11 protein-coding genes are annotated in these 12,983 nt (G+C 73.4%); 1 reads left to right on the forward strand and 10 read right to left on the reverse strand.

The features are described 5' to 3' along the window. Positions 1 to 91 precede the first annotated feature (91 nt). On the forward strand, positions 92 to 1,678 hold the full coding sequence (locus tag J421_RS25925; protein ID WP_025414031.1) for a serine hydrolase domain-containing protein: 1,587 nt from the start codon (positions 92 to 94) through the stop codon (positions 1,676 to 1,678). On the opposite strand, the gene J421_RS25930 is transcribed toward J421_RS25925, so the two are convergent. The 10 genes from J421_RS25930 to J421_RS25975 form a co-directional block, all read right to left on the reverse strand. Next, on the reverse strand, positions 1,611 to 1,868 hold the full coding sequence (locus tag J421_RS25930) for a hypothetical protein (RefSeq protein ID WP_025414032.1): 258 nt from the start codon (positions 1,866 to 1,868) through the stop codon (positions 1,611 to 1,613). The genes J421_RS25925 and J421_RS25930 overlap by 68 nt on opposite strands. A gap of 304 nt (positions 1,869 to 2,172) precedes the next feature. Further along, on the reverse strand, positions 2,173 to 2,685 hold the full coding sequence (locus tag J421_RS25935) for a hypothetical protein (RefSeq protein ID WP_148306543.1): 513 nt from the start codon (positions 2,683 to 2,685) through the stop codon (positions 2,173 to 2,175). Between the two features lie 196 nt (positions 2,686 to 2,881). Continuing rightward, a complete protein-coding gene (locus J421_RS25940) occupies positions 2,882 to 4,303 on the reverse strand; it encodes a carboxypeptidase-like regulatory domain-containing protein (RefSeq protein ID WP_025414034.1) in 1,422 nt (473 codons plus the stop codon). 80 nt (positions 4,304 to 4,383) lie between these two features. Next, the gene (locus J421_RS25945) at positions 4,384 to 5,337 is read right to left on the reverse strand and encodes a sugar phosphate isomerase/epimerase family protein (RefSeq protein ID WP_025414035.1); all 954 of its coding nucleotides are present in this window, start codon (positions 5,335 to 5,337) and stop codon (positions 4,384 to 4,386) included. Positions 5,338 to 5,371: 34 nt separating this feature from the next. Continuing rightward, positions 5,372 to 6,163, reverse strand: coding sequence for a c-type cytochrome (locus tag J421_RS25950; RefSeq protein WP_025414036.1), 792 nt, complete (start codon positions 6,161 to 6,163; stop codon positions 5,372 to 5,374). 27 nt (positions 6,164 to 6,190) lie between these two features. Continuing rightward, positions 6,191 to 7,633, reverse strand: a complete 1,443-nt coding sequence (locus tag J421_RS25955) for a lactate utilization protein B (RefSeq protein ID WP_104023303.1) — start codon at positions 7,631 to 7,633, stop codon at positions 6,191 to 6,193. Beyond that, a complete protein-coding gene (locus J421_RS25960) occupies positions 7,630 to 8,382 on the reverse strand; it encodes a (Fe-S)-binding protein (RefSeq protein WP_025414038.1) in 753 nt (250 codons plus the stop codon). Before J421_RS25960 ends, J421_RS25955 begins: the two co-directional genes overlap by 4 nt. Positions 8,383 to 8,389: 7 nt before the next feature. Continuing rightward, positions 8,390 to 10,516 carry a substrate-binding domain-containing protein gene (locus J421_RS25965; protein WP_025414039.1) on the reverse strand — a complete coding sequence of 709 codons (2,127 nt, stop codon included), beginning with the start codon at positions 10,514 to 10,516 and terminating at the stop codon, positions 8,390 to 8,392. Then, entirely contained in the window at positions 10,476 to 11,447 is a 972-nt protein-coding gene (locus J421_RS25970) for an ABC transporter permease (RefSeq protein WP_025414040.1), read from the reverse strand. Before J421_RS25970 ends, J421_RS25965 begins: the two co-directional genes overlap by 41 nt. Beyond that, on the reverse strand, positions 11,444 to 12,958 hold the full coding sequence (locus J421_RS25975) for a sugar ABC transporter ATP-binding protein (protein WP_025414041.1): 1,515 nt from the start codon (positions 12,956 to 12,958) through the stop codon (positions 11,444 to 11,446). The genes J421_RS25970 and J421_RS25975 overlap by 4 nt, the downstream gene beginning before the upstream one ends. Between the last annotated feature and the right edge of the window lie 25 nt (positions 12,959 to 12,983).

Genomic DNA, 12,983 nt, shown 5'->3' on the forward strand with positions numbered 1-12,983 from the left:
GGGGAGCGGGCGCGGGGCTACCGTGCGGCGCGGCCGTGCGGGGCCGCCGCGCCCCCCCCCGCGCCTAACGTCACCCGCGCCGTCCCGCCCCATGCCCGCGCGTCCCGTCCTCGCCGCGCTCGTCCTGCTCGTCGCACGCGTCGTCGTCGCGCAACAGCCGCTGCCGCGCAGCACGCCCGAGCGCGAGGGCATCGCCTCGGCGGGCATCCTCGACTTCGTGCGGGCCGCGGACACGAGCATCGACGCGATGAACAGCGTCATGATCGTGCGCCACGGCCGCGTGGTGGCGGAGGGATGGTGGGCGCCGTACGACTCGGCGACGCCGCACGTGCTCTACTCGCTCAGCAAGAGCTTCACGTCCACCGCGGTGGGGCTCGCCGCGGCGGAAGGAAAGCTCTCGGTCGACGATCTCGTGCTGAAGTTCTTCGCCGAGGATGCGCCGCCGCAGCCGTCGGCCAACCTGCGGCAGATGCGCGTGCGCGACCTGCTGCGCATGAACACCGGCCAGACGTCGGAGGCGCCGTTCGGGATCACCGAGGACACGACGCTGCGCGGGCAGACGTGGGTGCACCGGTTCCTCGCGCACCCGGTGCCGTACAAGCCCGGCACGCACTTCCTCTACAACTCGCCGGCGACGTACATGCTGTCGGCGATCGTGCAGCGCACGACCGGGCAGACGGTGCTCGACTACCTCGGCCCGCGGCTGTTCGAGCCGTTAGGCATCGCGCGTCCGCGGTGGGTGACGAGCCCCGAGGGGATCGACGCCGGCGCGTACGGCCTCGACGTGCGCACGGAGGACATCGCGAAGCTCGGTCTGCTCTACCTGCAGGGCGGCCTGTGGAACGGGACGCGCGTCCTCCCCGCGGCGTGGGTGGCCGAGGCGACGGCGCGCCAGACGTCGAACGGCTCGAGCCCGACGAGCGACTGGGACCAGGGCTACGGCTACCAGTTCTGGCGCTCGCGCCACGGCTTCCGCGGCGACGGCGCGTTCGGCCAGTACATGCTGGTGCTCCCCGAGTACGACGCCGTCGTCGCCATCACGAGCGGCGTGCGCGACATGCAGGCCGTGATGAACCTCGTGTGGGACCGGCTGCTTCCCGCCATGCGCGCCGAGCCGCTGCCGGACGACCCCGGCGCCCAGCGCGCGCTCGCCGCGCAGCTGGCCACGCTCTCGGTGCGCGTCGCCGCCGGTCGGCCGACGTCGCCGCTCGCGCGCCGCGTCGCCGGCCGGTGGTACGCGCTCGCGGAGAACGACCGCGGCCTGCGCGCGGTGATGCTCGACCTCGCGCCGCGCGGCGGCCGCGAGCCGGCGCTCGTCGTGCGCACGGCGGCCGGCGAGACGCGCACGCCGTTAGGCATCGGCCGATGGGTGCGGAGCGCGGCGGGGTTCGCGAACGGCATCGAGCGGCTGCTCGCCGTGCCCGCGCACCCCGCCGTCGCGCTGAGCGGCGCGTGGGCGTCGGACAGCGTGTTCGCGGTGAAGGTCGTGGCGCCGGAGACGCCGTTCTACTCGACGCTCACGTTCCGCTTCGCCGGCGACCGCGTGGTGCTCGACGGCGAGCACAACGTGTCGTTCGGCGCCACGACGCTGCCGCGCATCGAGGGGATGCTCAGTGCAGCGGCGCGTGGGTCAGATCCGGCCGGTGGTGCTCGTCCGACTCCGCGCCGAAACCGTTAGGCACCAGCAGCGCCCGCCCGGCGTCGGTCAGCTCGTGCTCGGCGAGCTGCCGCGTGCGGCCGAACAGGTACACCTCGATGTGCCCGCCCTTGCCGTGGAACACCTCGAGGATGTGCGCCGGGTTCAGCGCACAGGTGCGCGTGACCCAGACCAGGTGCTCGTGCGGGTCTCGCGGAATTGGGCTGCTCATGGCGCCTCCGGCGTGGGGGAAGGGATGCGCTGCCGTCGCACACGGGGCCTTCCCCCCATACTGCACACCCGACGCCGCCGCGCCTAGGCGCCGAGGGCCGAGCAAAACGTGATCTGCGTCACACGTGGCACTCAGCTTGCCCAGGTCGCCTAGTCGTCGCTCGCGTCCCGGCAGTCCCCGCCCCCATGTCACATCTCACGTCACACCTGCTCTCGCTGGCCGTCGGCGCCGTCTGGATCGCCGCCGCCGGCGCCATCCTCGTCGCCGCGCATCGCGCGATCCGACGCGGGGGCGCCTAGGTCGACTAGCGCTTGAACAGCGTCACCGGAGAGACGCCGCCGTTCAGGAAGGAGCCGTCCACCCGCGAGGCGTCGGACGAAACGATGCCGCGGTAGCTCGGCGTCAGCGTGCACGAGCTGCAGACCGTGCCGACGTACAGCATCAGCGTGTCGCCGTTCACGGTGCCGACGAGCGAATACGCGGCCGTCATGAACGGCGTCGTGGTCGTGCCGGTGCCGCTCACCAGGCCGCCGCTCGCCTGCTGCAGCGTGAACGTGTAGGTGTGCGTCACGTCCGGCCCGTCGCTGGTGCCGACCCACGTTCCCGAGGCGTCCACGGTCGGCGGCGTCGTCACGACGAGCTGCGTGCTGCCGCCACCGCCGCCACCACCGCCGCCGCCACCGCCGCCGCTTCCCTTGCTCGCCAGCGGGTGCGCGGGCACCGACGTCGCTTGGGTCGGCGAGGAAACGTCGGAGCACGCGGCGACGAGTGCCGCGGCGAGGACGGCGAACGGCAGGGTCCTGGCGATGGATGACACGGGTGTTCTCCGGATGGGGTGGGGTCGCAACGCCCCCCGGAGAAGCAAGACGGAGCGCAGCGAGACGCGCTCCGTGAATGCGTTGTCGCGCAACGAGTTGTGCGGCGCGCGGCGGCGCGGAGGCGGCCGCGGGGGCGTATCGAAGCGTGCCAGGCCTGTATCGGAACGATACGGCAGGCGCACCCCGGCGCCGCCGCTATTGCCGCGTCCAGACCAGCACGACGCTGCAGCCGTCGAAGTTGTCCGGGGGGCGGTACTTGATCGGGACGGACCCGCCGTCGGCGTAGACCTCGATGCCGACCACGTCTTTCGTCCCCACCCACATGTCGATGTCGTCGCCGCGCGGAACGGCCTGCCCGTTCAGGACGATCCACGCCGCGCATCTCGCATTGCCGCCATGCAGCCTCGTGAACGGGCTGGTGCCCAATAGCCTCGTGCCGAGGTGCCTGTCCGGAACGACCCACACCGCCCGCATGCCACGCAGCGCGTCGCTGACCAGGGACGCGTGCAGGCGGACGAGATCCTCTGCGGTGATGAACCGGTCGGCGACGTTGCGGGCCCGCCGGTCGAGGAACCCCGCGAGCCCGGAGGTCGGCGTGCCGAGCACCGTCACCGCGGCGAGCGTCGGCACGCGGTCCATCCGCACGTTCACGGCGGCGGCGCGGTCGGAGCCGAGGTCGACGGGCAGGCGGCGCAGCGCGAACCCGATCGCCCGCACCTCGAGCGTGCGCGTGCCTGCGGGCAGCCCGCCCAACGAGAAGACCCCGTCCGCGTCGGCGGTCGTCGAGGCGGTCGCGCCGCGGATGGAGACCCGCGCCCCGCGCACGGCTCGGCCGGCCGAGTCGCGCACGACGCCGGTCAGGCGTGCGGTGCCGTGCATCGCGCCGGCGGCGGTGGTGTCGCCGGCCGTCGTGTCGCCAAGGGCGAGGTCGAGCATCATGAACCCCCGCGGCGGCACCTCCAGCGCGACCTCGCCGCTCGCCCGTCCCGGCGCCGCGGCCGACACGACCATCTCCTCGCCGGCCGGCACGCCGCACAGCACGTAGCTGCCGCCCCGGCCGGTGGTCACGGGGACGCGGCGATGCTCGGTGCGCACCCCGCCCGCGTCGAGCGCGACCTCCGACCACGTGAGGACGACCTTCGCGTTCTCGACCGGCGCTCCGTCGGCCGAGTCGCGCACGCGGCCCGCGAGCAGCCCGCTCGAGTCGCTCGGCGCCTGCGCGCTGCCGCAGACGACCGGGCGCACGCGGGCGAGGTCCGGCACGCCCAGGTCGACGCGGACGATGTCGACCCCGAGCTCGACGACCCGCGGCGTGGCCTGGACGCGGAGCAGGTCGAGCAGCGGGTGAAAGAACGCGACGAGGTAGCGGCCCGGCGCGAGCGAGTCGACCCGGAACCGCCCGGCCGAGTCGGCGGCCACGGTGCGGCCCCCGTCCAGATCGCCGGCGCGCACGACCTGCACGTAGGCCCGCGCGAGCGGCCGGCGCGTCAGCGAGTCGTACACCACGCCGTACAGCGCGCCGTCCGCGGACGCGGGCGGTTGCGCGACGGCCAGGTGCGGCCCGAGCGCCAGCGCGGCGATCGAGGCGGCCACCACGGCGACACGGCGAACGCGCATCGGGCAGGCTCCGCGGGAAGGAAGGCGGCGAAGCTAGAATGCCGCCGGAAGCCCCGCCAGTCGTGGGCGCGGCGCGCGTGCTAGGCCAGCGCGCGCCGCACCCCCTCGATGCTGGCCCGCAGCGCGGCGATCGAGTCGCCGCTGTCGGGCGCCGTGTCCTGCTCGACGAAGAAGTGCTGCAGCCCCGCCGTCGCCGCCTGCGCGAAGATGGGCCGGTAGTCGATCTCCCCCTGCCCGACGGGGACGATCTTCGCCGCGCGCTGCCGCTCGGCCTGGCTCGTCATGCCGGCGAGCGCCGCGAGCCCCGCCATGTCCTTCACGTGCCACAGCGGGAAGCGGCCCGGATGCTTCGCGAACAGGTCGAGCGCGCGCTGCCCGGCCACCGTGGCCCACCCGATGTCCAGCTCCAGCACCACGCGCTCGGGGTCGAGCTCCGCGAGCAGCACGTCGTACGGCGTGCGGCCGTCGGGTAGCGGCTGGAACTCCATGGTGTGGTTGTGCACGAGCACCTTGATGCCGTACGGCTTCGCCGCGGCGGCGACCTCGTTGTACTGCTCGATCGTGCGTCTGACGCCGTCGACCGACGGCGGCGGCATCGGCGGCCGCTGCCCTCCGGGACGCATCCCCGCCGGCGGCGGACCGCCCGCGGCGGCGTAGCGGTGCCCCATGAGCTGGTAGCCGGCGAGCTGCTTCTCGAGGTCGGGCCCCGGCCGCAGCGCCGCGTGCGTGCTCGGCGCCGTGAGCCCGGCGCGGTCGAGCGCGGCCTTCACCTGCTCCGGCGTGCGCCCGTTGTACGAGAAGAACTCGACCTCGCGGTAGCCCGCCTGCGCCACCTGCGCGAGCGTCCCCTCGAAGTCGGTCTGCATCCGGTCGCGCACCGTGAACAGCTGCACGCCGACGCGATCCGCCGTCGGACGGATCGCGTTCGCGCTCGCGTTCGCGCTCGCGCGGGCGCATGCGGCGAGCAGGCCGCCGCCGAGTGTCGCGGCGGCGAGGTCGCGCAGGAAGAGCCGGCGACTGCGGGCGTGGGACATGAGATCTCCGGTGTGAGGAGCGACGCGCGAGCGCCTAACGGTCGCCGCTCGGCGACACGCCGAGGTCCTGCAGCCGGCGCAGCACGCGCGGGTCGTTCGGCCGCTTCGTGAGCGCCGCGCGGAAGCGCGCGATCGCCTTGTCGCGGTCCCCGCCGCGCAGGTAGACCTCGGCCATCGCCACGTCGACGTCCGGAGAGTTCGGGAAGAACTCCTGGTTCATCTCGAGCAGCTTGATCGCGTCGGCGCCGCGGCCGCGCGCGGCGAGCGCCTGCGCGAGATCGTTCACCGGTCCTTCGCGGAAATCGTAGCGTCCGGACACCATCTCGCCGCGCAGCTTCCGGTACTGCGCGATCGCCGAGTCGACGCCGGTCTTCTCCACCGCCTCCGAGAGCATGGCCACCGTCGTCTGCGGCAGCGGCGAGCCGTGGTGGCACGTCGCGCACGACACCACGACCGTCGGCGAGTGACGGTTCGGGAGCGCCGCGAGCACGACGCGATTCAGGCTGTCCGCCATGCGGATCATGAAGCGCGCCGTCTCCTTCGTCGGCTTGTCGTCCTTCGCGGGGCGGAGCTGCTCGCGCGGCCCGGGTGCGCCCGGCGGCGCCGGTTCGGCGACGTGGCAGAACGTGCAGTTCACGCCGAGCGCGCCCGTGAAGCTGCGCATGATGCCGAGCAGCGAGTCGCGCGGGATGTCCTTCGGGAACACCTTCAGGTTCTCGAACTTCTGCGGCTGACCGCCGCCGCCGGGCGGTTGCGCGCGGAGCGTCGCGGCCGAGGTGGCGAGGGCACACGCAGCGAGGAGCGAGAGGCGTCGCACGGATGGCATGGCGCTGGGGGTGAGTGTGGTCGAACGTCAGGCGTTAGGCCGGCCACCGTCGCGCCGGTGCGCGCGGTACCAGGCATGAAAGCTGTGCGCGGGCGGCGGCGGCAGGTCGCGCGCATGTCCCCACGCGCCCGCGGCGAGCCGCGCGACGCGCCGCGGCATGAGCCGCAGCCCCACGCGCGCGATCGCGCCCGCGGCGCGCAGCCAGCGCGGGCGCGCGAGCAGACGCCCCGCGCCGTGCATCGCGACGGCCTTCCCCGTCGGCGCGTGCCCCGCGGCGACGACGAGCTGCCGCCACCGGTAGAGCTGCGCGTCGAGGTCGATCTTCACCGGGCACACGGCGGTGCACGAGCCGCACAGCGTGGACGCGAACGGCAGCGTCGCGTACCGCTCGAGGTCGAGCCCCGGCGTCAGCACCGAGCCGATCGGACCGGGCACCGTGGAGTCGTAGCTGTGCCCGCCGGAGCGCCGATAGATCGGGCACGTGTTCATGCACGCGCCGCAGCGGATGCACTTCAGCGAGCGCCAGAACCCCTCGCGCCCCAGCTGCGTCGAGCGGCCGTTGTCGACGAGCACGACGTGCAGCGCCTGCCCTTCGCGCGGCCCGTGCACGTGCGACGTGTACACGGTCACCGGCTGGCCGGTCGCGCTGCGCGTGAGCAGGCGCAGGAACACCGCGAGGTCGGCGGCGCGCGGCACGAGCTTCTCGATGCCGATCGACGCGACGTGCACGGGCGCCAGCGCGGCGCCGAGGTCCGCGTTCCCCTCGTTCGTGCACACCACGAAGCCGCCCGTCTCGGCGACGACGAAGTTCGCGCCGGTGAGCGCCGCATCGGCGGCGAGGAACTTCGCGCGCAGGTGCTCGCGCGCGGCCTGCGCGAGAGCCGACGGATCCGCGAGCCCTTTCGGCGTGCCGAGAAACTCGTGGAACGTGTCGCCGACGTCCTCCTTCTTCAGGTGGATCGCCGGCAGCACGATGTGACTCGGCGCCTCGCCGCGCAGCTGCACGATGCGCTCGCCGAGGTCGGTGTCGATCACCTCGACGCCGCGCGCTTCGAGGTACGGGTTGAGGCCGCACTCCTCGGTGAGCATCGACTTGCTCTTCACGAGCCGCGTCGCGCCCGCGGCGGCGAGGATGCCGTGCACGATGCGATTGTGCTCGTCCGCGTCGCGCGCCCAGTGCACGGTGATGCCGTTGCGCGTCGCGTTCGCCTCGAACCGCTCGAGGTACTCGTCGAGCCGCGACAGCGTGTGCTCCTTGATCGCCGACGCGAGCGTGCGGAGCGTCTCCCACTCCGGCAGCGCCTGGGCCGCGCGGTCGCGCTTCTCGCGCACCCACCACAGCGCGCCGTCGTGCCAGTCGGCGCGCGGCTCGTCGGCGAGGAACGCCGCCGCGGCCTTCGCGTGGTCCACCGCGCCGTCGCCGCGATGCGGCTCGTGCAGCACGGGAAGCTCGAATGCGCGCCTGGTCATGCTCGGCGTGTCTCATCCAGTCCAGTGGCCAGCACCTCCGCGACGTGCATCATCGGCAGCGCGACCCCCGCGCGGCGCGCGAGGCCGCCGAGGTGCATGAGGCACGACACGTCGGTCGAGACGATCGCCTCGGCGCCGTGCGCGTCGTAGTCGCGCAGCCGGTCGCGGCCCATCTTCGCCGAGACGGCGGGCTCGGTGACCGAGAACGTGCCGCCGAAGCCGCAGCACTCGTCGCGGCGCGCGAGGTCGGCGAACGTGAGCCCGCGCACGGGGGCGAGGAGCGCGCGCACCTTGTCGAAGGGCGCGCCCTGCAGCTCCGTCGGCTTCGCGAGCCCCAGCCCGCGCAGCCCGTGACAGCCGATGTGCACCCCGACGCGTCGCGGGAGCTCGGCCCCCAGCGACGCGATCGCGTCGAGCCCGACCTCGTCGTGCAGGAACGCGCAGAACTCCGTCGTGCGCTCGGCCACCGCGCCGCCACCGACACTGGCCGCGTGCGCGCGCACGTGCACCGCGCAGCTCCCCGACAGCACGACGACGCGCTCGTACGGCGCGAACGTGTCGACGAACGTGCGCAGCGCGCGCTCCCCGCTGTGCTCGAACCCCGCGTTCGCCGGCGGCTGGCCGCAGCACGCGGCGCCGTCCGGCACGGCGACGTCGACGCCGAGCCGCTCGAGCACCCGCAGCGCGGCGATCGCCACGTGCGGGTAGAGCTGGTCGATGTAGCAGGGGACGAACAGGGCGACGGTCACGCGTATCTCAAAAATTGAACCGGTCGATGTTGCTCTTGTTGAACACGAACGGCTGCCCCAGCAGCACCTGGTCGCCGGCGACGGCGAAGGTGCCTAACGGTCCGGCGTCGAACGACGTGTCGCCGCGCTTGAGCCGCCCGGCGGCCACCGCCTGCGCCGTGGCCACCGCGAGCGCGCCGAGGTCGCCCGTGTTCCACAGCACGATACTCTCGATCACGCCCGACTTGATGTACGGCCGGCACATGTTCGGCAGCGAGAGACCCGTGACCTTCACATCGGTGCGCCCCGACTGCTTCACCGCTTCCGCGGCGCCGGGCACCGCGGGCGCGGCGATCGCCATCACCACCTTCACGTTCGGATGCACCTTCAGCACGTTCTGCGTCTCGGCGAACGCGCGGTCGCGGTCCCCGTCGCTCGGCTGGATGGCGACGAGCTTCAGGTCGGGGTACTTCGCGGCGAGGCGCGCACGGATGTACTTGATCCACTCGTTCTGGTTCGCGGCGCTGAGGCTCGCGGTGATGATCGCGAACTCGCCGCGGCCGCCCATGATGCGCGCCGTCTCGTCGGTGAGCGTGTTGCCGATCCCTTCCGGCGTCGCCTGGTTCACGAAGAAGTCGCGCGCGTCCGGCTCGGCGTCGGCGTCCCACGTCACCACCTTGATGCCGCGCTGGCGCGCCTTCCGCAGCACCGTGGAGATGGCCTCCTTGTTCTCCACGCTGACGGCGATCGCGTTCACGCCGCGCGTGATCCACGCCTCCACGACCTCGTTCTGCTTCGCGGGATCGAGATCCGTCGGCCCATCCCACAGCAGGTCGACGCCGAGCCGCTTCGCCTCCGCCTCGGCGCCGGCGCGCGCGCTGATGAAGTACGGGTCGCCCTTCGCCTTCGGCATGAGCGCGACGACGGCGTGCTCGGTGGGCGTCGCTACCGGCGCGGCGGCCGAGGCGTCCGGCACCGCGCGGCCGTGCAGCTCGGTGCGCAGCGAGCGCACGAGGTACCAGTTGCTGCCGGCGACGATCAGCGCTCCGGCGAGGATGACCGCGCTCAGCGCGGCGACCTGTGAGTTCCGCACGTCGGTGTCGGCGGTGGGAGAGAGTGTCGCGGTAGCAGCAGCGGCGGTCGCGCGCTTCGGGCGTCGCGCCAGGCGGTCGAGCAGGATCGTGCCGACGAGCAGCACGCCGGTGAGGATGCCCGCGAGCTCCGCGGGCTGCCCGCTCAGCCGCAGCCCGTTCTGCAGCACCACGATGGCGAACAGCCCGAGCAGCGTGCCGAGCACCGTGCCGCGGCCGCCGAAGATCGACGCGCCGCCCAGCACGACGGCGGTGATCGCCGTCAGCTCGTAGCCGGTGCCGGCGTCCGACTTCGCCTGCCCGAGGTGCGCGACGTACACCACCGCGGCGAGGCTCGATGCCGCGCCGGAGAGCACGTACGCGAGCGCGAGGCGGCGGCGCACGGGTACGCCCGCGTAGCGCGCGCCGTCCGCCGAGTAGCCGATCGCGTAGAGCGTGCGCCCGTACGCGGTGCGCTGCAGCCACCACCAGCACGCGAGCGCCGCGACGACGAGGATCGCGAGCTGCGCCGGCACCACGCCGCCGAGGTAGCCCTGGCCGAGAAACAGGAACGACGACGGGAACCCCGAGTAGTTCGCGATCCCGCGGGTGAGCCCTTCCGCCGCGCCGCGGAACAGCGAGAACGTGCCGAGCGTCACGATGAGCGGCGGGAAGCCGAGCCGCGTGATCATCGCCGCGTTCAGCGCGCCGCCGAGGGTGCCTAACAGCAGCGTGAGCGCGGCGGCCAGCGGCAGCGGCACGCCCGCGTCGCGCCACAGCGCGCCGAGCGCCACGGCGGAGAGGCCCATCATGGAGCCGACCGAGAGGTCGATGCCGCCGGTGACGATGATCGGCGTGAGCGCGAGCGCGAGCAGCCCGATCTCCACCGCGAGCCGCGTGATCTCGAACGCGTTCGCCGTGCTCGTGAAGTTGTGCCCCGTGACGCCGAACACGACGCACTCCAGCGCGAGCACGGCGAGGAGCACCCACTCGCCGTTCGGGAAGAGCCGCTCGCGGAGCGGCGCCTCCGTCTCGAGCGGCGGCTCAGCCGACAGCGGGACGCGCGCGGCCGAAGTGGCGGACATGATGCTCCAGGCGTCCGATCGCGACGTCCGAGACGAGCGCGGCGAGGATGATGCCGCCCTGGATCGCCTTCTCCCAGAACGGATTGATGCCGAGGAACGTGAGCGCCGTGCCGATGGTGCCAAGCAGCACGACGCCGAGCAGCGTGCCGCCGAGGCGTCCGCGCCCGCCGGTGATCGCCGTGCCGCCGACGACGACGGCGGCGATCGCCTTCATCTCGAGCCCCACGCCGGCATTGCTCGGCACGGACGTGAAGCGCACCGCGTTCAGCGTCGCCGCGAGGCCGACGAGCGCGCCCATGACGACGAACACGCCGAGCACCGTCGCCGGCGGCTCGATGCCGGCGAGCCGCGCCGCCTCCGCGTCGGAGCCGACGGCGTAGAGCGAGCGACCGACGCCGAGGTTGCGGAGTCCCCACGCGAACACCGCGAGCACGCCCAACGCGACGAGCACGATGAGCCATTGCGCGGCGGCGGGGCTCAGGCCGAGCCACTGGAAGTCGGCCGGCAGGTCCTGCACCCACGCGCCCTCCGTCGCCCACCGCAGCGCGTCGCGCCACGCCACGAACATGGCGAGCGTGACGATGATCGACGGCAGCCCGAGCAGCCCGACGAGCGCCCCGTTCACGGCGCCCATCGCCGCGCCGACGACGATCACCGCCGGTGCGAGCAGCGGCACCGGCACGCCGGCCTTCGCGAGCACGCCGGCCGCCACGCTGCACACCGCGAACTGCGACGCGACGGAGATGTCGATCTCGCCGACGAGGATGACGAGCGTCATGCCGACGGCGACGAGCAGCGCGCCGGCGTTCGCGAGCGCGAGGTCGCGCAGGTTGCCCCCGTCGAAGAACGACGGCGCCGCGACCGCGACGACGAGCAGCAGCAGCGCGAGCGCGACGGCCGGCGGCAGCTCCCGCTTGTACGCGCCGATCATGCGGCGGCCGCCGCGTGATCGCCGAGCGCCGCGGCGAGCACGCGCTCCTGCGTCGCGTCGGCGCGGTCGAGAATCTCGACGACCGTGCCCTCGCGCATCACGGCGACGCGGTCGCTCATGCCGAGGATCTCGGGCAGCTCCGACGAGATCATGAGGATCGCGACGCCCTGCTCGGCCAGCGACACCATGAGCGAGTGGATCTCCGACTTCGCGCCGACGTCGATCCCCTGCGTCGGCTCGTCCAGGATGAGCACCGCGGGGCTCGTGAGCAGCCAGCGCGAGAGCGCCACCTTCTGCTGGTTGCCGCCCGACAACGCGCCGACGCTCGTGAAGATCGACGGGGTCTTCACGCCGAGGCGGCGCACGTAGTCGGCGGCGACCGAGCGCTCGCGCTCGAAGTCGAGCGCGCCGAGCGGGCGGCCGCGCGTGAGGTCGTCGAGCGCGGCGAGCGTCACGTTCGCGCTCACCGGCATCTCCAGCACCACGCCGTGCCGACGCCGGTCCTCCGGGCAGTACGCGATGCCTAACGCGATCGCCTCGGCCGGCGCGGCGATGCGCGCCGTGCGGCCGCGCACCCGGATCTCTCCGACGTCGGCGGGCGTGAGGCCGAACACGATGCGCGCGAGCTCCGTGCGCCCCGCGCCGACGAGCCCCGCGAGCCCCACGATCTCGCCCGCGCGCACCGCGAGCGTGACGTCGCGCACGCCGCACGCCGCGCACCCGACGCCGCGCAGCTCGAGCACCGTGTCGCCGATCGGCACCGCGCGCTTCGGGAACACCGCCGAGAGCTCGCGGCCGACCATCATGGCGATGAGCTGCTCGCGCGTGACGTCGCGCATGTCGCGCGTGCCGATCGTCTGGCCATCGCGCAGCACCGTCACGCGGTCGGCGATCGCCGGCAGCTCGTCGAGGCGGTGCGAGATGTAGATCATGCCGACGCCGCGCGCCTTCAGCTCGCCGATGACGCGGAACAGGTTGCGCGCGTCGTCCTCCGACAACGACGCCGTCGGCTCGTCGAACACGAGCACCTTCGCGTCGGCGCCGAGCGCGCGCGCGATCTCCACGAGCTGCTGCTCGGGCATGCTGAGATCGCCCGCGTCGGCGTCGGGGTCGATGCGCGCACCAACGCGGGCGAGCAGCTCCACCGCGCGTGCGCGGCGCGCCCTCCAGTCGACACGTCCCCAGGCGCCGCGCCGCTCCACGCCGATCGCGAGGTTCTCGGCCACGCTCAGCTCCGGGAACAGCGCGGGCTGCTGGTAGATCGCGGCGATGCCGAGCGCCTTCGCGGCGCGCGGCGAGTGGTGCGCCACCGGCCGCCCCTCGACGACGATCGCGCCGCCATCGTGGCGCACGGCGCCGGTGAGGATCTTGATGAGCGTCGACTTCCCCGCCCCGTTCTCGCCGACGAGCGCGTGCACCTCGCCGGCGCGCAGCTCGAACGACGCCCCGCGCAGCGCGCGCACGCCGGCGTACGTCTTCGTGAGGTCGGAGGCGGTGAGGAGAATCGTCATGGCTGCGTGCCGCGGGCAGATGATG

The sequence above is a fragment of the Gemmatirosa kalamazoonensis genome, assembly GCF_000522985.1.
GTDB lineage: Bacteria > Gemmatimonadota > Gemmatimonadetes > Gemmatimonadales > Gemmatimonadaceae > Gemmatirosa > Gemmatirosa kalamazoonensis.

Excerpts from the sequence above, each read along its gene's own strand:
- J421_RS25950 (WP_025414036.1), bottom strand. The coding sequence starts at position 6,163 with ATGCCATCCGTGCGACGCCTCTCGCTCCTCGCTGCGTGTGCCCTCGCC.
- J421_RS25930 (WP_025414032.1), bottom strand. The coding sequence starts at position 1,868 with ATGAGCAGCCCAATTCCGCGAGACCCGCACGAGCACCTGGTCTGGGTC.
- J421_RS25955 (WP_104023303.1), bottom strand. The coding sequence starts at position 7,633 with ATGACCAGGCGCGCATTCGAGCTTCCCGTGCTGCACGAGCCGCATCGC.
- J421_RS25925 (WP_025414031.1), top strand. The coding sequence starts at position 92 with ATGCCCGCGCGTCCCGTCCTCGCCGCGCTCGTCCTGCTCGTCGCACGC.
- J421_RS25945 (WP_025414035.1), bottom strand. The coding sequence starts at position 5,337 with ATGTCCCACGCCCGCAGTCGCCGGCTCTTCCTGCGCGACCTCGCCGCC.
- J421_RS25975 (WP_025414041.1), bottom strand. The coding sequence starts at position 12,958 with ATGACGATTCTCCTCACCGCCTCCGACCTCACGAAGACGTACGCCGGC.
- J421_RS25940 (WP_025414034.1), bottom strand. The coding sequence starts at position 4,303 with ATGCGCGTTCGCCGTGTCGCCGTGGTGGCCGCCTCGATCGCCGCGCTG.
- J421_RS25970 (WP_025414040.1), bottom strand. The coding sequence starts at position 11,447 with ATGATCGGCGCGTACAAGCGGGAGCTGCCGCCGGCCGTCGCGCTCGCG.
- J421_RS25965 (WP_025414039.1), bottom strand. The coding sequence starts at position 10,516 with ATGTCCGCCACTTCGGCCGCGCGCGTCCCGCTGTCGGCTGAGCCGCCG.